12 protein-coding genes are annotated in these 22457 nt (G+C 47.1%); 8 read left to right on the top strand and 4 right to left on the bottom strand.

The features are described from left to right. Positions 1-57 precede the first annotated feature (57 nt). The 3 genes from AAEU32_RS08660 to metH are packed head-to-tail and all read left to right on the top strand — an operon-like array spanning position 58 to position 4688. Positions 58-1005: a homoserine O-succinyltransferase gene (locus tag AAEU32_RS08660; protein ID WP_421970135.1), complete on the top strand. Its 948-nt coding sequence runs from the start codon at positions 58-60 to the stop codon at positions 1003-1005. Beyond that, the gene (locus AAEU32_RS08655; RefSeq protein ID WP_421970134.1) at positions 995-2050 is read left to right on the top strand and encodes a homocysteine S-methyltransferase family protein; all 1056 of its coding nucleotides are present in this window, start codon (positions 995-997) and stop codon (positions 2048-2050) included. Before AAEU32_RS08660 ends, AAEU32_RS08655 begins: the two co-directional genes overlap by 11 nt. Positions 2051-2063: 13 nt before the next feature. After that, complete coding sequence (metH, locus tag AAEU32_RS08650) at positions 2064-4688, top strand: methionine synthase (protein ID WP_421970133.1); 2625 nt, start codon at positions 2064-2066, stop codon at positions 4686-4688. Positions 4689-4712: 24 nt separating this feature from the next. Here the strand turns inward: metH and AAEU32_RS08645 are convergent, their stop codons facing one another. After that, on the bottom strand, positions 4713-5237 hold the full coding sequence (locus AAEU32_RS08645) for an Sbal_3080 family lipoprotein (protein WP_421970132.1): 525 nt from the start codon (positions 5235-5237) through the stop codon (positions 4713-4715). Positions 5238-5546: 309 nt separating this feature from the next. On the opposite strand from AAEU32_RS08645, the gene AAEU32_RS08640 reads away from it, so the two are divergent. From AAEU32_RS08640 to AAEU32_RS08620, 5 genes are all read left to right on the top strand, one after another. Next, positions 5547-6578 (top strand): GGDEF domain-containing protein, encoded by a 1032-nt coding sequence (locus tag AAEU32_RS08640; RefSeq protein ID WP_421970131.1) that lies wholly within the window; start codon positions 5547-5549, stop codon positions 6576-6578. A gap of 93 nt (positions 6579-6671) precedes the next feature. Continuing rightward, complete coding sequence (gene hrpB / locus AAEU32_RS08635; RefSeq protein ID WP_421970348.1) at positions 6672-9089, top strand: ATP-dependent helicase HrpB; 2418 nt, start codon at positions 6672-6674, stop codon at positions 9087-9089. 81 nt (positions 9090-9170) lie between these two features. Further along, entirely contained in the window at positions 9171-11858 is a 2688-nt protein-coding gene (locus AAEU32_RS08630) for a DUF2339 domain-containing protein (protein WP_421970130.1), read from the top strand. Positions 11859-11925: 67 nt separating this feature from the next. Continuing rightward, positions 11926-12735, top strand: coding sequence for an ABC transporter ATP-binding protein (locus AAEU32_RS08625; RefSeq protein ID WP_421970129.1), 810 nt, complete (start codon positions 11926-11928; stop codon positions 12733-12735). Continuing rightward, positions 12732-13718: a FecCD family ABC transporter permease gene (locus AAEU32_RS08620; protein ID WP_421970128.1), complete on the top strand. Its 987-nt coding sequence runs from the start codon at positions 12732-12734 to the stop codon at positions 13716-13718. Before AAEU32_RS08625 ends, AAEU32_RS08620 begins: the two co-directional genes overlap by 4 nt. Before the next feature lie 34 nt (positions 13719-13752). On the opposite strand, the gene AAEU32_RS08615 is transcribed toward AAEU32_RS08620, so the two are convergent. From AAEU32_RS08615 to AAEU32_RS08605, 3 genes are all read right to left on the bottom strand, one after another. Continuing rightward, entirely contained in the window at positions 13753-14088 is a 336-nt protein-coding gene (locus AAEU32_RS08615; RefSeq protein WP_421970347.1) for an Ig-like domain-containing protein, read from the bottom strand. A gap of 153 nt (positions 14089-14241) precedes the next feature. Further along, positions 14242-21567 (bottom strand): Ig-like domain-containing protein, encoded by a 7326-nt coding sequence (locus AAEU32_RS08610; protein WP_421970127.1) that lies wholly within the window; start codon positions 21565-21567, stop codon positions 14242-14244. Next, entirely contained in the window at positions 21554-22399 is an 846-nt protein-coding gene (locus tag AAEU32_RS08605; RefSeq protein ID WP_421970126.1) for a sulfotransferase, read from the bottom strand. Before AAEU32_RS08605 ends, AAEU32_RS08610 begins: the two co-directional genes overlap by 14 nt. Positions 22400-22457 lie beyond the last annotated feature (58 nt).

The raw sequence follows: 22457 nt of genomic DNA, 5'->3' as shown, positions 1-22457 counted from the left end.
TTGAAATTTACATCATTCCAGTCATAATAGCCGTTCAAGCTAAAGATGGAGTCTGCTATGCCTATTACGGTTCAAGATGAGTTGCCTGCAATTTCGCATTTGCGTGATGAGAATGTGTTTGTCATTCCCAAAAGCCGCGCCAGCACGCAAGAGATACGTCCAATGCGTTTGGGGATCTTGAACTTGATGCCGAATAAGGTAGAAACCGAGGTGCAATTTATTCGCTTGCTGGCAAACACGCCTTTGCAAGTGAATGTGGATCTGTTGCGTCTTGACACCCATCGCTCTAGTGAAAATTCAGAACAACATCTCGATATGTTTTATCGCTATTTTTCCGATGTGAAAGACACTAACTACGATGCGTTGATTATCACCGGCGCACCGCTTGCTTTTTTAGATTACGAAGACGTGGGTTACTGGCAAGAGTTGCAAGAGTTTTTCGATTGGGCGGAGCATCATGCCACCTCAACGCTATTTAGTTGTTGGGCCGCTCATGCCGGTTTATTCCACCATCATGGCCTGATGCGCACATTACGTGAAGATAAGTTGTGCGGCGTATTTGAGCATGAATGTTATTTTGACCATGCGGCACTCACACGCGGCTTTGATGACCGTTTTTTAGTGCCGCATTCGCGCTTTGGTAATATCGATGTTGATAGTATTAAGGCACGCGAAGATCTTGTTGTATTAGCTGGCTCAGAGGAAGTGGGTGCTTACTTGATCAAAAATCAAAGTGGCTCTCAAGTGTATATCACCGGTCATCCAGAGTATGACGCAGATAGCTTACAAAAAGAGTATCAGCGCGATGTACAAAAAGGCCCAGACGCACCTAAGCCAAAAAACTATTTCCCCGAAAACAATCCAGAACTCGCGCCATCTAAGACGTGGCAGAGTCATGCCTTTTTGTTGTTTTCGAACTGGCTAAATTACTATGTTTACCAGACTACACCCTATGATATTAATTTGGTTAGCCAAGATGTAAGGACTAACAACTATGCCGAATAAACACCAAGCACTGAGCGCGGCACTGAAAGAGCGCATTTTAATTCTCGACGGTGCTATGGGGACGATGATCCAAAAGCACAAATTGGAAGAGCAAGACTACCGTGGTGAGCGTTTTGCTGACTGGCATGTGTTAGTCAAGGGTAACAACGACTTATTAAGCCTGACTCAACCACAAATCATTGCTCAAATTCACCGTGAATACCTCGAAGCAGGTGCGGATATTATTGAGACCAACACCTTCAATGCCACGACCATTTCTATGGAAGATTACGACATGGCCAAGCTCAGTCGTGAGATTAACCTAGAATCAGCGCGTCTGGCGCGTCAGGTTGCGGATGAGTTTACTGCGAACACCCCTAATAAGCCGCGTTATGTGGCGGGCGTGTTAGGGCCTACGTCAAAAACCTGTTCAATATCTCCCGATGTGAACGACCCAGGCTATCGCAACGTGACGTTCGACCAACTTGTTGCGGCATATGTTGAGTCTACATTGGCATTGATGGAAGGTGGGGCTGATATCATCTTGATTGAAACCATTTTTGATACCTTGAACGCCAAGGCGGCATCTTTTGCCGTTGAAGAAGCGTTCGAGCAAGCAGGCACCAGCTTGCCAGTGATGATCTCCGGTACTATCACAGATGCCTCAGGGCGCACCTTATCAGGGCAAACGACCGAAGCATTTTATAATTCCATTCGCCACATTAAGCCGCTATCAATTGGCCTAAATTGTGCGCTTGGCCCAGACTTGCTGCGCCAATATGTGGATGAACTCTCCAGTGTGTGTGAAACATTTACCTCGGTGCACCCCAATGCGGGTTTGCCAAATGAGTTTGGCGAATATGATCTTGAAGCAGAAGAGATGGCGCAAGAAATCATCGATTGGGGTAATGAGGGGTTTATCAATATTGTTGGGGGCTGTTGTGGCACCACCCCAGAGCACATCAAAGCGTTCGCCCAAGGACTTAAAAATGTGGCACCACGACAACTACCAGAGTTGCCTGTACGCATGCGCTTAAGTGGCCTTGAAGCCTGTAATTTGAATTAAGAGGCCAGAATTGATGAGCAATACAGCATTTTTCACTAATGTGGGTGAGCGCACCAACGTCACCGGCTCGGCGCGTTTTAAGCGTCTGATCATGGAGGAAGATTACGAAACCGCGTTGGAGGTAGCCAAAGAGCAAGTTGAAAACGGCGCCCAGATTATCGATATCAACATGGATGAGGCCATGTTGGACTCAAAAGCGGCTATGGTGAAGTTTTTGAACTTGATTGCCTCGGAGCCAGACATTTCTCGCGTGCCTATTATGGTCGACTCGTCTAAGTGGGAGGTGATTGAAGCAGGCTTAAAATGCATTCAAGGCAAGGCCATTGTCAATTCCATTTCCCTCAAAGAGGGGGAAGAGCCGTTTCGCAAGCAGGCAAAGATACTGAAACGCTTCGGGGCTGCAGTCGTGGTTATGGCGTTTGATGAAACAGGCCAAGCAGAAACGGCTGAGCGTAAGTTCGCTATTTGTGAGCGCTCATATCGCATCTTGGTCGATGAGTTGGGCTTTCCAGCGGAAGATATTATCTTCGATCCAAATATTTTCGCAGTCGCCACGGGTATTGAAGAACACGATAACTATGCCGTTGAGTTCATTGAAGGTACGCGCCGTATCAAAGAGAACCTGCCGCATTGTAAAGTATCGGGCGGGGTCTCAAACGTATCCTTCTCTTTTCGCGGAAATAACCCTGTACGTGAAGCGATTCACTCGGTGTTTTTGTACCATGCCATTCAAGCAGGAATGGATATGGGGATTGTTAATGCCGGACAGTTGGCAGTTTACGACGATATCCCCAAAGAACTCCGTGATGCAGTTGAGGATGTTATTCTCAATAAAGACCCAGGTGCGGGTGAACGACTAGTTGAGCTTGCTCCCAAATACTCAGGTATGGAGCAAGCACAAAAGGTTGAAGACTTAGAGTGGCGCTCTTGGCCTGTAAATAAACGTTTAGAGCACGCGCTCGTAAAAGGGATCACTGATTATATTGAAGAAGATACCGAAATTTGCCGTCAGCAGTTTGCCAAGCCGATAGAGGTGATTGAAGGGCCGCTCATGGATGGCATGAACGTGGTGGGTGACTTGTTCGGTGCGGGTAAGATGTTCTTACCTCAAGTTGTTAAGTCAGCGCGGGTAATGAAGCGCGCGGTTGCCTATCTTGACCCTTACATCGAGGCCGAAAAGCAAGAAGGTGAAACTAACGGTAAAATCGTGATGGCAACGGTAAAAGGCGATGTGCACGACATTGGTAAAAACATTGTCGGTGTTGTCTTGCAGTGTAATAACTATGAAGTCATTGATTTGGGCGTCATGGTGCCTGCGGAGAAAATCCTGCAAACGGCTATTGACGAAAAGGCCGACATCATTGGCTTATCGGGTCTGATCACGCCATCACTCGATGAGATGGTGCATGTTGCCAAAGAGATGAAACGTCGTGACTTTGATATCCCTTTGTTAATTGGTGGCGCGACAACATCAAAGGCGCATACCGCGGTGAAAATAGAGCCGCAATACGATAAGGGCGTAGTGTACGTGAACAACGCCAGCCGCGCCGTGGGTGTGGCGTCTAGCTTGCTTAGCAAAACCGCCAAAACGGAGTTTTTGGCAAAAACCACTGCCGAATATGAAAAAGTACGAGAACAGCAAGCGCGCAAAAAGCCGCGTTCAAAGCCGATTGGCTTGCAACAAGCGCGTGCTAACCATGCTAAGTTAGATTGGCAAAATTATACGCCGCCTGTGCCTGCAACTTTGGGGGTGCAAGCGTTCGAAGATGTGCCAATTAGCACACTGCGCAACTATATAGATTGGACACCGTTTTTTATGACGTGGTCGCTTGCTGGCAAATACCCGCGCATCCTCAATGATGAGGTGGTCGGTGAACAGGCTCAATCATTATTTGCTGACGCCAACGCCATGCTTGATGAACTCGAACAAAAAGGCAGTCTGCAACCTAAAGGTGTGATTGGTTTATTCCCAGCAAACCGTGTGGGCGATGACATTGAAATTTACACCGATGAGAGTCGCTCTGAGGTAATCGTTCGTTCTTCGCAACTGCGTCAACAAACCGAGAAAAAGGGCTTTGCTAATTATTGTTTGGCTGATTACATAGCCCCCAAAGGTACGCCAGATTATTTTGGTGCCTTTGCGGTAACCGGGGGCTTGGAAGAAGATGCGCTGGCTGATGCATTTGATGCTCAAGGTGATGATTACAATAAAATTATGGTTAAAGCCGTAGCGGATAGATTGGCTGAGGCCTTTGCTGAATATTTGCATGAGCAAGTGCGCAAAGTGCATTGGGGGTATGCTGCAACAGAGAACCTCAGTAATGACGAGCTTATCCGTGAGAACTACCAAGGGATCCGCCCTGCACCGGGTTATCCTGCATGTCCAGAGCACACTGAAAAGCGTAAAATTTGGCAGCTACTGGATGTGGAAAATCGCATTGGTATGAAGCTAACCAGTTCTTATGCGATGTGGCCGGGGGCCGCCGTGTCCGGATGGTACTTCTCGCATCCTGACTCAAAATATTTTGCTGTTGCAGGTATTCAAAAGGACCAAGTGGAAGATTATGCTCAGCGCCAAGGTATGACACTCGAAGAGGCCGAGCGCTGGCTTGGACCAAATCTTGGGTATGAAAACTAAAAAAGGCGACTTATGTCGCCTTTTTTAGTTAGCTGATGCAGCAGTTGAAGAAATTGTGTTTTGCTCTTTATTTGCTTGTACTTGAGCGAACATTTGATCTATTAATTCGAGGACTTTCTTTCTTGCGTCGATAAATTTATCTAATCCGCCCCCGGTAACATAACTAGCTTGAGCCAAGGTATCTTTTTGCTCGGTGTCAGTAACCCAGATATTCGCATAGGCCATGTAGAGAGCTAGATCCCAATGCCAGTTCGCCGTATAAAATGCCAGAGCGGTACAGTCTTGGGTTGCACCTTGGTCAACTTTTGGTTGAAAACTGTGATGTTTAACCTCGTATGTAGCATCTATGACCCGCGTGTCTATGTCATGCTTTTGAAAACCTTCTTGCATAGCTGTAAGAAAACCTTCTTTTACTGAACTGTGCTTGGCAATACATACCGTTTCAGGTGCTGTTCTGTTTGTATATTGAGTTACTTCCTGTTTAGCGGCACAACCGCCTAATAATGCTAGAGTAAGTGAAGCAATCGAAACCGCTGTTAGCTTTTTCATATTTTAGTTCCTTTATTTTTAATATTATTTTTGAGAACCGGCCTACCTCGATAAAATTATCATACCTAAAGCGCGCTTCCCTGCACAAAGAGAATAGCAAAAAAGGCTTACTGAGCAACAGTTTAAATTATTTTGCTCATTATGTAATGATCGTCAAATGGGTAGAATCGTATCAATGAATATTTACTAACTTTCACTAAAAACATTGTTTTTACTGGAAAACGTTTTTTAATTTCAATACGTTGCCACGATAATGCTTTAATTCTATGATAGAGTTATTGCGAGCAACCTTTTACACAAGGTCATATTTTGAAGGACACTCACAACGCCAGTGAAACAGACAAAGCACGCTTTTTGCGCGTGTTTGCTTTTATTGGTGCTATCACATCGTTTTTAATGGCGATCAGTAGCTTCTTAGATGGCTATGTGCTGCTGAGTGTGTTGCTAGGCTTATCTGTGTTTGTATTTATCTCGCCTTTTTTTGTTACAGATAAAGACGCCATCATCTCTGTGTTCATGCTGTATATTCTGTATTTCCTCATGTGCTACCTAGTTGTGTCAGGAGGGAATAACGGTACCGGCCCGTTGTGGCTATTTATTGTCTCGCCAGTGACGTTCTTTATTCGCGGCCTAAAACGTGGTGCTCGGGATCTGGTTATTTTGGGCGTGATTGTATCGGTACTTTTTTACTTTACGCCGCAAATTGGCATGTATGAGTACAACTCGTTTTATTTTCCAACCAGAGTGATGCTGTGTTTTTCTATCCTCTGTGTACTGGCGGGCTTTTACGAATACTATCGTAACAAGTACAGTTTGGAATTGGTGAATCTACTAGAGATCAACAAACGATTAGCGAGTATTGATTCGCTAACGCAGTTGTATAACCGCCGCTATACGCAAGATATTTTAGAGAGTGACGATTACAAAGGCAGTGCCGCGTTTATGCTCATGGATGTGGACAACTTCAAGCATATTAACGATAACTATGGCCACCAAGTAGGCGATGCGGTGCTTGTTTATATCTCTGAAATGCTTAGAGAAATAGGGTGTGCTTTCGGGGTTGTTTCGCGCTGGGGCGGCGAAGAGTTTCTACTTGCACTGAAAACGAAACACGCCAGTAAAGTGCACGAACTTTCCGATGCGATTCATCATTATTTACACAGTAAGCCCTTTAAAGACGAACGCAATGAACTGCATGTGACCTTGAGTATTGGCGTGCATCTTAGAGAGCAAGGGGAGACGACTGACCACTGCCTCAATGTTGCTGATAAGCGTTTGTATAAAGCGAAAACTAACGGCAAAGATCAAAGTGTTTTCGATGATGAAGGGATGCCTTCTTAGCTGCAATTTATCCCCCTGTCGCATACAATAAGCGCCTCAACTAGCGAACAACTTCAATTAGTGAACAACTTCAATTTGCGAAAAATGAGTGCCGTGCTACCGATTCAACAAAGCTACAGTGAGCTGCTCACTCAGTTAACGACCCACCCACTTTGTCTTTTGCAAGCGCCACCTGGAGCGGGTAAATCAACTTGGTTACCCTTGCAACTTCTCAGAGACGGACACTTCAAGCGCATCGTGATGCTCGAGCCAAGGCGTTTGGCGGCGCGTAATATTGCCAGTTACCTAGCCGCACAACAAAACGAACAAGTGGGGCAAAGCGTTGGCTTACGTTTGCGCCAAGAAACAAAAGTCAGCGCTCAAACCAAGCTCGAAATAGTCACTGAAGGCGTATTGACCCGCATGCTGCAAAGTGATCCCGAGCTAACGGGGGTCGACTTGGTGATCTTTGATGAGTTTCATGAACGCTCTATGGCAGCAGACACGGCGCTCGCATTTGCACTTGAAAGCCAGCTATTGCGCGACGATTTACGCATTCTTATTATGTCGGCAACACTCGATGAGCAGCGCTACCAAGCTTTTTTTGATTGTCCAATTGTGCAATCCCATGGGCGCTCCTTCCCAATTGAAGAGGTGTACCAGCCGCTGCCTAATCAAGATGCATGGCTTGATGCTATGGTGCCATTAATAAACAAAGCCTTCGCTGAGCAAAGCGGTAACATTCTTGTTTTTCTTCCCGGGCAAAGAGAGATTAATCGTGTTGCGCAAAGTCTTAATTTTGATGAGCAGGCGGTGCAAGTACACACCTTGTATGGTGAACAAGATAAGCAGGCGCAACAGGCAGCCATAGCACCACCGCCAAAGGGCATGCGCAAAATCGTGCTCACTACCAATGTTGCCGAAACCAGTTTAACCATTGAGGGTATTCGGGTTGTCGTCGACAGTGGTAAACGACGTGCTGCACAATTTAATCTCAATACTGGTGTCACTGAGTTGGCAACTGTGAATATTTCCCGCGCGTCGGCCACGCAAAGAGCAGGGCGAGCAGGGCGATTAGAGCCTGGTGTGGTATATCGTCTTGGTACTAAAGAGCAATTGGAGCGTCGTTGTGCGCATGAGGCTCCTGAGATACTTACAAGCGACATTGCGCCCCTGTTGTTAGAGGCCAAATTGTGGGGGGCGAGCATTGAGCAGTTACAACTGTTAGACAAGCCCAGTCAGGCACAGCAGCGCCAAGCTCACTCGCTTTTACACATGCTCGAGTTGATTGATGAGCAGCATAAGCTTACACCTCAGGCTAGTATCATGCACAGCATGGGCACCGACCTACGCTACGCGCATCTGTTGCACAAAGCGATGCAATTAGATACTGAGCACGCTGGTATTTTACAACTTGCCGCGGCGTTTGTGGCTTTGATGGAAGCGCGCATCAGTAAAGAGCCCCAATTGTGTAGTGCGTTGAATGCACAGCTTTACAAACCTCATCCAGCGTTTAAACAGCAATATCGTTATTGGCAATCAAAGTTGAAGTTAACGCCTAGAGATGAGTTGCCGATGTCATTGTTGCCTATTGTTGTGGCGCTGGCGTTTCCAGACCGTATTGCTAAACGTCGCGGACAAGGCATGTTAATGAGCAATGGCGCAGGAGTAGATGCCTCCAAAGAGCTTTGGTTGGATGACGAACTCATTGCCATTGCCGAGGTAGGTGGGCAAGGTGGCAAGCGTATTTTCAGTGCCACAGCCGTTGAACCTGCTGTGCTTGAGCGCTATCTACCGCATTTGTTTTACCAGCAACAGGTCTGTGACTTTCACGAAAAGAGTGCCAAATTCATCAATGAAGTAAGGTATAAACTGGGTGCTATCACTCTGCGTACAGTGCCATCTTCCACACCGATTGATGCGCAAATGAAAAGCCAAGCATGGCTTAGCCTAGTGCAAAAACATGGTTGGTCCTTATTCAAACATACTCCTTCAGAGCAGCTGCGAACACGTATTTTGCTGGCGGGTAAATTACTTGGCGAGTCGTTTAACTATACCTGTGAAGACTCTTTGCTTGCTGATGCTGATACGTGGTTGATGCCTTATTTGATGCATGTGGACTCTGTTAACGCACTACAGAACCTAGATTACCGTCAGGCGCTGTTAGCGATGTTAGATTACAGTGCTCAGCAGCTTTTAGATGAGCACTTGCCAACTAAAATAACCGTGCCTTCGGGGTGTGCGCACAAAGTTGAATATCAATTACAAGGGCCAGCAAAGCTGAGCGTACGAATGCAAGAGGTATATGGGCTAACACAAAGCCCGCCACTGGCCAGAGGCAAGTTACCTTTGCTGATGGAGCTACTATCCCCCGCGCAAAGACCGCTGCAATTGACGCAAGATTTGGCGCAATTTTGGTCTGGTAGTTATCGCGAAGTGCAAAAGGAAATGAAGGGGCGTTACCCTAAACATTTTTGGCCTGACGACCCAGCAATGGCGCAGGCTACAACGCGAGTAAAAAGTAAAATGTAATAAAAACAGAGAATTACATAGGGGTTTCATTTTGTCTTTTTGGCGGTATAGTAAAGCTAGCTAATTTGATAAGGGGGGCTTATGGAAGCTCTTTTTGTTTTGCTTTTCTTGCTGCTGATATTGGTAGCGATCGGTGGATTTTGCGGTATCTACGCTGTATCCAAGCTCGGAAAGTTAAATGCACAAATGAATTCGTTGCACGAACAAATTAAAAAAATGCAGCGTGATTCGTTAGTTAATTCACAGCCCAACACTGTACCGAATGAATCTTCCGATGCTAACTCGCTGGCCCAACGAAGCCCGCCACACGTTAAATCTCAATCTTTACCTATCGAACCACCACCGAGTGTCGCTCAACCAACTCCTATGGTTGAACAAGCGCCTCCTCAAAGCACGCCTCCAAATACCTTAGCCAAGCGCACAGAGCCATCTGCAACTACAGAGCCCTCTTTATCTGCACGTTTAGGGGCGCAGTTTAAAGAGCATTGGATGGTATGGATTGGCGCGCTTGCATTGGCATTTGGCGGCATCTTTTTTGTTAATTACTCACTTGAAGCTGGGTTATTGTCGGTGACAGCGAGATTGTCATTGGGGGCGGCATTTGGTGTGTTCATGTTAGTCGCAGCAGAGTATACCCATCGACGCTTTTATCGTGACATCACTGCCAGTCATGCCATGGTTGCCTATGTCCCTGCGGCCCTTGCAGCAGGCGGATACATTAGCTTGTTTGCGCTGACGGCACTGGCATTAATCAGTTATCAATTGCTTAGCCCCATGAGTGCGTTTGCGATGTTGACCGTAGTGAGTTTGGCTGCAAGTTGGAATGCACTTCGATTTGGGCCTTTGCTCGCGGTAATAGGTATGCTGGGAGCCTATAGCGTACCGTTGTGGGTTTCCACAGGGTCGTCTAACTACCTTGCTCTGATAGTGTATTTGAGCGTGTTAACGTTGAATTTGACCTATGTAGTACGCAAGGTGCGACGCATGTGGTTATGGTACAGCATTTGGGCACTTCACCTGCTTTGGTTGTTACTTATCGCCATCGATATTCCAAGGACACAGTCACTAGCCATGTTGCTGTTTGTGCCTCTGAGCGTATTACTCCTTATATTGATACCGCGCCTAGGCTTTTCGCTGTCTCACGTTGAGCATCGCGTATGGTCGTTTCGTGACGCTGTAGTGCAAAAGCCAGACAACATCTTGTTGTTAGTCATTATGATTGCCGCTGCGGTTTTCTCCGCACGCCAATACTCAGACATACTAGCAACACAGTTTTGGATTATGAGTGCGGTGTTTGCACTGGCCAGTGTACTCAATAGCCGTTGGCAGCTTTGGCCGCTTGTAAGCGTGGTGTTTTTAGCCTTTTTGCTGGATCAGCCATACCCCATTGGCAGTGACTTAAACCACGATGGTTTATTGGTTTTTTATGGTGCTTTAGGTCAGGCACAAATCGCTATGTTGGCGTTTTTACTTTTTGGCGCTGTTATCGCCGTGCGTTCAGCGCAGCATATTGGCTTTACGCTCATCGCATCAGGCGCCGTTATTGTGCCATTGATGCTTAGTTACTTGGCATTGCCAACTCAGTGGCTCAATGATGTGAAATGGTTTTGGGTTCTGGAGTTGTTGTTAGGTGCTGCGCTTTTGGTCTTTATGGCTAATCGCACTCGCAATACATTGCAGCAAATGATTTATTGGTGTGCAGTTAACGCCCATTTATCATTCTGTGCGACCTTGATGTTAGGGACTCACGCATTGACCTTGGCGCTCGCATCACAAGTGGTATTGATGTGTTATGTCGGCTATCGCTTGCGCCAATCTATCCCGTCTTGGCTATTAAAGTTACTTGCGATGGTCGTACTCACGCGTCTCACGTTGTTGTGGTTCGAGCCGGGTGCAACCGTGGAACAACAAGGTGCGTCTTTATGGCTATACCCCACAGTTGCCGTGTTATTTACCATCGCTTATCGATTGTTTGCACAATCACAACTTAAACCATGGTTACTGGGTGCAATCTTGCATGTGTGTGCCATGTGGGTGAGTACCCTGACGAGCTATTTTATCGTTGGGCATGCCATCGATTTATATAACTTATCTTTAGTTGAAAAATTAGTGCTTGGCGTCAATTGGGGCATTCTGGGGTGTGTTTATCTCTATCGCTCTGAAGCTGCACAAAGTATGGCGAAATTTTACCAAGTCGCCGCGAGTATCTTATTTGCTTGCGTCGCGGCGATGCACCTTAGTTTTATCACTAAACAAAATCCTTGGTTTGAGCGAATCGAAGTGGGTGAAGGGCTGCTATCAAGCCTTTCGTGGCTTTACTATTTTGCACCTAGCTGCGTATTGTTGTGGCTCGGCTATTACCTGCGAGATAGAAACCGCCAGTTAGCAACAGGCTTGCTTGCGGCGGCTGGCGTATACCTGTTTGTGTTTATTAACGCATTAGTTCGCCAATACTGGCAAGGCACATACATTCATCTTGGTTTGAGTGTGAGTGATGCTGAACTCTATAGTTATTCGGTGATCTGGTTGGTACTTGGAGCGTCTATCGTAGCCTTTAGCCTGACCAAGAATTTACTCAACGTGCAACGAGTTGGCATCGCCTTATTGGCCTTAGTGATTGCTAAAGTGTTCTTAATCGATATGGCCAATTTGACGGGGCTATTGCGAGCATTGTCATTCATTGGTCTGGGGCTGGCGTTGGTTGGGCTGGGTGCGTTGTTCAAATGGTTAGAGCGCTTGCATATGCCAAGAGAACAGACGTCTGGATAGACAAAATTTACTTTCGCTGGCATAGGTCGCATAATAACGCCTTTGCCAGCAACATATTGCGAGTATTGTGTCTCAACCCTCTGCACTTCTAAGCGTCGATAACCTGTCCTACGAGATAAAAGGGCGGAAAATTCTCGACAGTATTTGTTTGCAAATAGGCAATGGTGAGTTTGTTGGTTTGCTTGGGCCTAATGGGGCGGGTAAATCCACCTTGCTTCGTTGTATTTATCGTTACTATTGCACTGCTGCTCAGCATATTTTTTTCTCTCAACGTTGCCTTCACACCTACACACAACGTGAGTTAGCGCAGAACATGGCGGTGGTACTGCAACAGCCCAGTAGCGACTTGAGTTTACGTGTTCGCGAAGTGGTTGCGTTGGGGTTGTTACCCGTTTCACGTTTTTGGCAACAAACAGGGCCTAAAAGTGATGAGTTGATTGACCAAGCACTTGAACAAGTAGGGCTTGCACACCTGCACACTAAGCTTTTGGGTCACTTATCAGGTGGTGAGCAGCAACGCGTTCATATCGCAAGGGCCCTTGTTCAGCAACCCAAGCTATTGATAATGGATGAGCCGACCTCCCATCTTGATATCAAATATCAGATAGAAATTATGGAATTAGTTCGCTCACTTGGTGTAAGCGTTTTCGCATCTTTTCATGACATTAATCTCGCCGCGACTCAATGCGATAAATTAGCCGTATTACATAAAGGCAAATTGGCGGCGTTTGGCAGCGCTAAAGAAGTGGTGAATGAGTCCATGCTCAGTGACGTATTTGGCGTGTGTGCACAGGTATCAAGTCATCCACAAAATCCACAAAAGTGGCCATTGGTGCATTATTACTATGGGTATCAAAATACCGAGGGTAAGTCATGAGAGCCTTTGGCACGTTTAGTGGTTTGTTAGTCATTGCCGTTGTTAGTGCGTTGTTGGCACTTAAACTTGGGGCGGTGAACCTACAATGGTCGCATTTATTTTCGGCGTTTACAGGTGAAGATGCTGGAGTATTTGAGCAAATAATTTGGCAATTGCGCGCACCACGAGTCGCCGTGGCCTTTCTCGCTGGTGGCGGGCTTGCTCTTGCTGGTGCAATGCTGCAAACGGTGACCCGTAACCCGCTGGCAGATCCCTATCTTTTTGGTATTTCAGCAGGTGCTGGGTTAGGCGTGGTAATAGCCATGACGTTGCTCGGTGTTACGTCAGGATTTGCCCTCAGCGCTAGTGCGTTTTCTGGCGCTATGGTGGCCACCGCTATTTTGTTGGCTGTAGTGGTGAGTCTGCGTTATATGCAAACTGCAGTCATGGTGTTATGCGGCGTAGCCTTGTCTTTTGGTTTTAGCGCTTGTACCAGTTTGTTGCTTTATTTTAGTGATCCTCAAGCGGTGAGTGCGGTGGTGTTTTGGACTTTGGGCAGTTTCTCACGTGCCGAGCTAGCGATGGTCTTGCCTTTGTTTGCGTTGCTTATCGGTGTGTTAGTCATTGTGATGTTACTGCGCAAGCAGCTCAACGCGTTATTACTTGGTGATGAAAGTGCGCATACTTTAGGGGTGAACGTAAAAGCGTTGCGTATCGTGGTCTTAGTGCTCAGTGCACTCATTACCGCTGTGTTGGTGAGTATTTGTGGTGGTATTGGCTTTGTGGGCTTGATGGTCCCACATTTAGTAAGACTCAGTGGCCGATTTGATAATAGCCAGCTCTATCCCATGAGTTTTATATTTGGCGGCATCTTCATGATTTGGGTGGATTTGATAGCCCGCCTCGCACTTCAGAACCAAGAGCTGCCTATTGGCGTGATAACAGCAACGATAGGTAGCCTGTTTTTCTTCGCATTGCTTTATCATCAGTATCGTCGAGATTAAACAGCCCCAGTTGAGAGGGGCTGATGCGAGTGAATTAACCTAAATCCTTTGTATGCCTGCGCCAGCGAACAAGTATGAGGAAAAGGACGAACCACCAATGTACTGAACTGCTCTGCGTGTCGATTGCGTCTGATTTGTTAGGTATTAGGTTCACGTATACTTGCGCGTGTGCGGTTGCAGCGAACTCATCGGCAAGGGTGTAATTAATCGTCGCTTCGTCATTGAATTGCGCCGCGGGCGTCAACGTCAAGGTGTTGTTGGGGTTGACTGGGGTAAGCCCGAAATAAAATGTTAGCGCTGCATTTAATTGGTGTGAATAAGTAAGGAAATGAGCGTCTAGCGACGGGAAACACTCATATCTAAAATGTATAAAAAGGCGTTTTTAATAGTCTTTTCGTTATGAGCAAGGGGCAAATGGATGCCCTTAATCAATGTGCTGTAAAGGTTCATCTTACGCATTTGCAAATAATGAGAGCTGCACGTTTATCTACAAAAAAGACCCCAATGCGGGGTCTTTTGCTTTTTACCAAGAGTGAGTATTAAAACGCCAGGGTCGTGTGAGCCGTGCCATGATTATCCAGCATAGCAACCAACCCAGAGTAAGCGATCCTCCGCTTGATTTGTTCTCACTGGTTACCTTTGCTGCAACCATGATGTGTACCCGAGCACTAGCTGTTGAGCCAAACTCGTCACTGATAGTGTAATCAATGTAAGCATCACCACTGAATCCACTTAAAGGGGTATACGACAGTGTGTGGTCATTGTTGATCTGAACACTGCCTTGTTCGCTGCTTGCCGATGTCACACTGAGTGTACCGCCTTCTGGATCACTATCATTATTTAGCACATTAATCACCACTGGCAGGCCATAGGCTGTGCTGGCAGAGTCATCCATGGCGCTAGGTGGTTGATTAGTCACAACATTGACCTCGACTATGGCGCTATTGGTGTAGCCAAACTCATCTTGTATTACATACATGAGTGTGTCGCTGCCAAGGTAATTAGCAGGAGCCGAGTACATGACTTTATCGTCCTGTATTTGAGCAACATCAAATATGCTTTCCACACTGATGATGGTCAGGGCATCATTATCTGCATCCGTGTCGTTGGCTAATACATCGAGTAATGAGTTACTGCTTTGGATAACCGTATACACATCGCCTTGTGCCATCGGCGCTGAATTATCATTCGCCGCTATAGCAACAACGCCTGGGTCAACAATAGCGTTATTACGCAGTCCATCGCCATCGTTAGCGCCACCATCTTCTATGGTGAGCATAAGACACCAGTGACCCACGCCGATTCCAGGTTGCCACTGCTCAGAACCAATTGCCGGACAATAACCTCTACTGCCTTTCGCACTTTTAATATGATTATTGTCATCGGTTACAAAATCTTGCCATTGGACCTGTAAAAATTTGCGGTAAAACGCATTGGCTGGGGTCGGGTGTGTTAATGGCAAAACAATGGTGGCGCTATCCCCAGCTTCTGGCAAACCAGTCAATATCATGGCGAAAATGGAGCCAGCACGTTTGCTTTGTGGATCCACGGGTAGTTTAGAGAAGTCGATAATAGCGCCGCCATTTTCACCATCAGCGAATGGACTACGATGCAAACAGGTGCCATGTTGACCATTAACAAAAAAGCTACTTTGTTGGGTGGGCATTGCAGACATAATGCTGCAATTAGTTTGCGCGTCAAGATAGTCTGGCATGCCATCACCATCTAGGTCGATATAGCCTTCATCTTCATCAGGGATTAAATCTCCATCTGAATCCCCATCTCCAAGAGGAGGCAGCGCAGTGCGTACGTCGAGACTGATTTGAGCAGTATTAGTTAACGCTGGCAGGCCATTATCAACCACTGTAGCAGTAACTGCGTATTGTCCTTCGCTGAGAATATTGGCATCAATACTGGCATTTGCGCTGGTCGCGTTGGTGATATCCACATTGGGCTCAACAGTCCATAGGTATGTGTGGCTGTCATTAGGGTTTGCATCATCCACCTGAGCGTTAAGTTGTATTTGTGCATCCACAACATATAGCGCCATTGGCTGGCTATTTTGCCGCGCACTAATGCTCACTGTTGGGGCTATATTCTGCTCGGTGATAGTTACCGTATGCTGCCCCTGAGCTCCTAAGTTACTTTGGGTGTCAAGTGCAATAGTGATGAACTCATCAGCTTCAGCGGTGGCATCGGCAAACACATCCACAGTGATGAGAGTATGCTCTGAGTTAAACACTAATTGCGCATCGTTAAGTGAGTGATCGCTAGCATCAGCGCTCCCGCTAACCGTAAATGGTACAATGACAGGGTAGCTTGGTGCAGGCCCACTTAAATAGGCATCAATACTGTGTTGTGTACCTTCAGTGGTAATACTATTGGGTGCAAGACTCACCATAGGGTGAATAACAACCCGTTGTGATTTGGTCATAGTGCGACCTTGATCGTCACTCGCTTGCCAATACACTTTGTGTTCGCCTGATGGGAAGTAAATGGGGTTATTAAGTAGGCGCACGGGAATTGCTTTACCATCAACATCCATGGCAGTAGCGAATCCAAGGTTGACCTTAGTGAATAACCCAGACGCATTGACCTCGATATCAGCAGGGACGACCAAAGTGGGCGTGTCACTTGGCAAATCGCCTGTAAAGCTAACACTCACTATGGCCGTATCTGCCTCTTTGGAGCCATCTTCAATGCGATAATGAATTTGCATGACTTCGTCTAACCCAGCAGGGGGGGAATACACTAAGTTGTTGTTCACAATAGCTAGTTCGCCAATTTGTGAACTGGCTGTGGTAATAGTCAGCGCGTCATCGGCATCGGCATCTGTGTCGTTATTAATTACGTTAAGTTCATAACTGTTAGTGTCATTGCGGCTGAGCACAAAGGTGTCGTCATTAGCCACTGGTGCATCATTAATGCCCTGCACCTTAATGTTTATGACTTTTGCTTCACTTTGCAGCTCACCGTCAGATGCAACCAAGGTGACACTGTCTGCACCATTAAAGTTATCATTGGGAGTGTAATTAAGTTGCATACCGACTATTTGCGCACTGCCATTTTGCGCAGCAACACTGATCGAGACCTCAATGTTCTGGGGTGTTTCGTCAGTAATATCAAGTTGCAAGGAGGCGCTTGTATCTTCTTGAGTTTGCAGGCTTTGGCTATTAATAACAGGCGCTTGATTCTCAGCAATGACTTCAATGTTAAAGGGCGCAAGCTGTGCACTGAGCGCACCGTCGCTGACAGTGATGTGAATTGCGCTGTAGCTGCCCACATCGTTTAACGTTGGCGTACCCGCCAGCGCACCGGTTGTGGTATCAAAGCTGGCCCATGTTGGCTTATTGGTAATGCTAAAGGTAAGCACATCGCCATCTGGATCAGATGCGGTAGGCACAAAGCTGTAGGCTTGTGAGCTGGTGACTGAGGTTGCCGGGGTGCCGGAGATAGTAGGGGCTTGATTCTCAGCAACCACTTCAATGCTGAAGGATGCAAGCTGTGCACTGAGCGCACCGTCGCTGACAGTGATTTGAATTGCGCTGTAGCTGCCCACATCGTTTAACGTTGGCGTACCAGAAAGCGCACCGGTTGTGGTATCAAAGCTGGCCCATGTTGGCTTATTGGTAATGCTAAAGGTAAGCACATCGCCATCTGGATCAGATGCAGTAGGCACAAAGCTGTAGGCTTGTGAGCTGGTGACTGAGGTTGCCGGGGTGCCGGAGATAGTAGGGGCTTGATTCTCAGCAACCACTTCAATGCTGAAGGATGCAAGCTGTGCACTGAGCGCACCGTCGCTGACAGTGATTTGAATTGCGCTGTAGCTGCCCACATCGTTTAACGTTGGCGTACCAGAAAGCGCACCGGTTGTGGTATCAAAGCTGGCCCATGTTGGCTTATTGGTAATGCTAAAGGTAAGCACATCGCCATCTGGATCAGATGCAGTAGGCACAAAGCTGTAGGCTTGTGAGCTGGTGACTGAGGTTGCCGGGGTGCCGGAGATAGTAGGGGCTTGATTCTCAGCAACCACTTCAATGCTAAAGGGCGCAAGCTGTGCACTGAGCGCACCGTCGCTGACAGATATTTGAACTGCGCTGTAGCTGCCCACATCGTTTAACGTTGGCGTACCAGAAAGTGCTCCGGTTGTGGTATCAAAGCTGGCCCATGTTGGTTTATTGGTAATGCTAAAGGTGAGTACATCGCCATCTGGGTCAGATGCAGTAGGCACAAAGCTGTAGGCTTGTGAGCTGGTGACTGAGGTTGCCGGGGTGCCGGAGATAGTAGGGGCTTGATTAGGCTCTTCACGGGTAATAGTGGCCACGCCAACATCGCTGGAGCGATTTCCCACCGAGTCAACGGCGCTCACTACAAACTCGTTAGTACCTAACACCAAGTTTGCAGTTACGGACCATGAATTAGCAGCAACTGTGGTACTGGTTAATGCGGTGCTGTTATCTGCGATACCATCATTGTTAGCATCGGCTAACAAGGCGATAGTGACGCCATCTTCATCGTGTGTACCTGCAATACTGGTATCGGTAGTGGTGACTGTCGTTGCTGATACCGGTGAGGTTACAACAGGCAGGCTCGGTGCCAGAGCATCGATAACTAGATCTTTATTGCCGCTGAGGCTACCCGCCCCCCCTACGGAAGGCAAAGTAAGGTTAGCGTTATTGCCCGCCGCATCAGTAATAGTGGCACCATTAGCGACTAGCGCCGCTGTACTTGCGTAGGCCAAATCGGCGCTGTTATCGCCGCTTTGTACTTGATAATTAAAGGTCAAAGTTTGTGTGCCTGATCCCGCAAAATAGCTAGCAACTTGGTCAGTTGCGCCAGTTTCCAGTGCTAGCTGTGGATTGCCACCAAACACGTTGACCACTTCATCAAAAGTGACGGTCACTGTAATCACCTCATTGAGGGTATAGGTGCCATTAGCGGTAGACGAAGATACGCCGGTTACCGAAGGTGCAGTGGTGTCGGCGAGCGCGGTGAGTTGACTGCTATCAGCAGCGCTCAGAGCTCCAGAATTTGCTCTGAGGTTAAAGGTTTCCGTACTGATGCCAGCTAGAGTGTAGTTAATTGCTAAACCATTGAAGGTGACTACACCGGCACTCGGAGTTAAAGATACGCTGGCCGCGTTTGCATCTTGATCTCCTGTGCCGCTCAATTGTGCTGTTCCTGCGCCATTTGCTTCGCTCAAGATAATATCAACAGTCTGATAATCCACATCGAGTATAAGTGATGCATCCACCGCTTGCACAACAGGTACCGTGGTAAAGTTGACAGGCTCACCGGCATTCATTGATGTAGGGGTAGGTTGCACATCAAAGCGCAGTTGAGTGGCGACAACATCAGAGGTAACAGAGTTTGCATCGCGACTTGGTAAATCGCTACCCACAGCATTTTGGTCGTCAGCAGTGAGTATGAACATTTCATTATCACTCGAGGCAGAGTAGGTTAAGCTGCTAAACGTGGCCACCCCATTGTTTGCGGTTGCAGTGGCATTAGTAAGCGTACCTGCGGAGTTTTCGGTCAGTGTGAAGGTTTCATTGATATCGGTATCGACATTGTCAAAGTCGTCAGTCGCCGCAACCACAGGTTGTGTGCTCAGCGCAATCCCTGAGATACTACCAGCAGGTTGGGTGAGATAGGTCAAACGTGTCGCTTCAACATTGATGTGTGCAGTATCACTGCTTGCTGGGGTTGTTGAGCTCATCGTTGTTCCCAAAGCAGTGGTGACATCAGTATCTCCGTCTGTGGAGAGGGCAAAATTATGCCATTCGGTGAGCCCCGTATTATCATTGAAATAAGCATAGACACTGTAGGTTTCGGTCGTACCGTCGTCGATGGCAATATTAAGGCCGCCAAAAGTGATGGTGCCCGCATTGTAGGTGCCCACCACATTGGTCACGTCGTTACCATTTAATAACCAAGTTATCTTATTGCGCTCAGCTTCAGTAATCGAGCCTGTGACATGCACGTTCATTGCTGTGATGTTCATCGCTAAACCATCGCCACCGCCTCCATCTGAGATAAGCATGCGTAGAGACTCAAATGCTTCACCTACTGTGTCAGCCGTTGAATCTAACAACGCCCCCGGCCCCCTGATAATAGTTGCAGCAGACAGACTCCCATCATGATTTGGAGAGAGAATGTTTACAGTGATGTCTTGATTAGCGGATGTCGCACCATCACCATCACTCACGGTGACACGCACCGTACGTTGGTTGGCAGAAGAGAAATCGTTATCAATATTTTGATAAGTTAACGCGCGCAGCAAGGTCTCAACTCTGGTTGGGGTGGCGCTGGCATTAAAGTTCACCACAAAGTCATTGCCTGCGGTCACATTGTTGCCAAGCGTACCTATGATATTAGTCGAGACAAGTACGTTGCTGCCAGCAGTGGTGCCGCTCAAGGTGACGGCACCTGACTGATCAACACTAAGTATGTCATCGCTAGCCACGGCACCTGAGCTCACTGTGGCAACTAACTGGCCAGCATTAAAGTCGGTACTATCGCCGTCGGTAAGGGTAGCGACAGTGCCTTGGTCTAACAGTAACGGCGGTGCAGTTGGGTATGCGCCAACAACATCGCCATCCAAATTGTTAATTACCGGGGCATCGTTGTATGGGCTAACGCTAAACCCGATAATTCCAAAATAGGTTGAGTTGACAGAGCAATTCGCACCTTGCACCGTAAAGGATGAAATATTGACGTTATTGCCAGAGATAGTTAGGTTATATACGCCATCTGTGAGAGTAGCGGACGATGATATTGTTTGTCCTGAGTTATTGGTAATTGAAAGATCGCAAGATCCTTCCACTTCAATTTGCACAGAATCCAAAGTAAAGTTCTCATAGCTACCCGACTTAGCGAAACTAATGTTCGCTGTAGGGCCAGGTGTTGCGCTGCCACTTAATAATTGGGGATTCGTAGTGACAAAGTATTGTAAAAACTCTGCCGATGCAGTGGCTGCGATATTACCATCGGGTGATGTTTCTGTTTGCCCACACTCGCCGAAATCATTTTTGGTGTAATTACAGAAATCTGCAGCAATGTAAGCACCCAGGACGTCACTAAAGTCACGCAGCGCAATATCAGAGAATGGGCTGGTGGAGTCGATATTCCCTTGCGTTACCTCTAGCTCCCAGTCCCCACCTTGGCTGGGGTTACCTGTCAAATTATTCGATGCAGCAATATCTGCCCCAGTGTTTGCAGCAAATAACTCGATAAATTCAGCGCCGGCTTCTCCTTTGCCAAGATCACAATTATAAAAGCGAATATCGGCATCGGTTGTGAGTTTATTACCGAGCGTTTCTAATTGCGAGAGTTGCTGTGTAAGCGTGTTTTTATCTAGATGCTGGTTACCAATATTGATCTGCCCCTGGCGACCGTGACTCACCCAGTGCAGAGCGCTGATGTGCGGATAATGGGCGAGTTTACTATTGAGTTGTTCAAGGACAGGGGTATGCTCATCAAGTTCAATAATATGTAGGTTGCGATTAAGCGCTTTATAAAAAACAGCCTTATCTTTGAGGTTTGCGTCTATGACCAGTATCTCAGCGCTGAATGTACCTTGAGTTAATTCTAGCAACGACGATTCAGCGCCTGATGGAGTCTGTGTTACTTGACCCTGTGTTAGGGTGGGTGACGATGATTGATTATCACTGGTGAGTGTCAAAGTAGGCTTGTTACCAACATCGGTTATTGATTGTACTTGTTGTAAATGGGAACGTGGAGCCGGGGTGCGAATATACCCAGAGTATGCACCAGCGAGTGCTGGCAGCGCGCTTAAACTTAAAGGCATCAGCATGACAGCCGCCTTGCTCGGATTAAAATGACCCATAGTTGTCTCCTTGACCTGATTTTGCGCAAATAAAGTGTGCGCGGGTGCCGTTGGTGTCATGCCAAAAAGCCATCTCACTGTATTTGTTAAATAGCTCTGGGGGTAAAATACTGCGTCTAGGTGTGTGGGTGACTTGCCGTTTTACTGTGTGTAGACCTTTGACGCCAATGTTAGAGTCAAACTCACCTTCTTCGTAAACCACATTGTTAAAGTCATGATCGAACGAAGGTACGCCAAGAAATTGATAGAGTAATTCCATGGAGCGCGCAGGGTGCTGGGTGAGTAAGTCATAATCAAGCAATAACAGGCGATCTGAGTATTCACCATAATAGGCTTCTTTCAATGCCGTCCAAGCGCCGCCAAAGGCACCTTGATAATTCGCCAACGATTCGCAGCGTGTGTATACCGTATGTCTTGTTTGTGGCGAATATATGCGGCCATAATCAAAAGGGTTTTTACGATAAATGCACTCAAAGCTGTCCATGATCGACGCAGGGTTGCGCACGCAACAAATCATTTTAAAATCATCAAACAGTTCCACCAATTGGTGCAAACGGGCAGTCCATGCCCGATTGGTGTCAAAGATGATGGTCTTGTCCACATGGTTTTGATAGTAGCTACTGAAAATGGCATGGCACAGTCGACGTCGTTTTTGCGCATCAAAGAAAGGGCCAAACTCACTGCTTGGGGCAATGTGTTCGAGGCATAGCGCCATCAGTGAAGCAACTGGGCTACTCATGGCCCCATGTAAAGCAGGATTTTGCCTTAATAACCCAGCCAATAATGTCGAGCCAGAGCGAGGCAAACCAGAAATAAAATGATATTGCGTCATTGTTTCAATCCTGCTTTATATTTGGGAATGTCCATCATGGTTTAGCGCTGTTCCTTTG

This window comes from Pseudoalteromonas maris, from assembly GCF_049257235.1.
Classification (GTDB): Bacteria; Pseudomonadota; Gammaproteobacteria; order Enterobacterales; family Alteromonadaceae; genus Pseudoalteromonas.
Note: the sequence above shows the minus strand (reverse complement) of the source record. Positions and strands in the feature narration are given on the sequence as shown.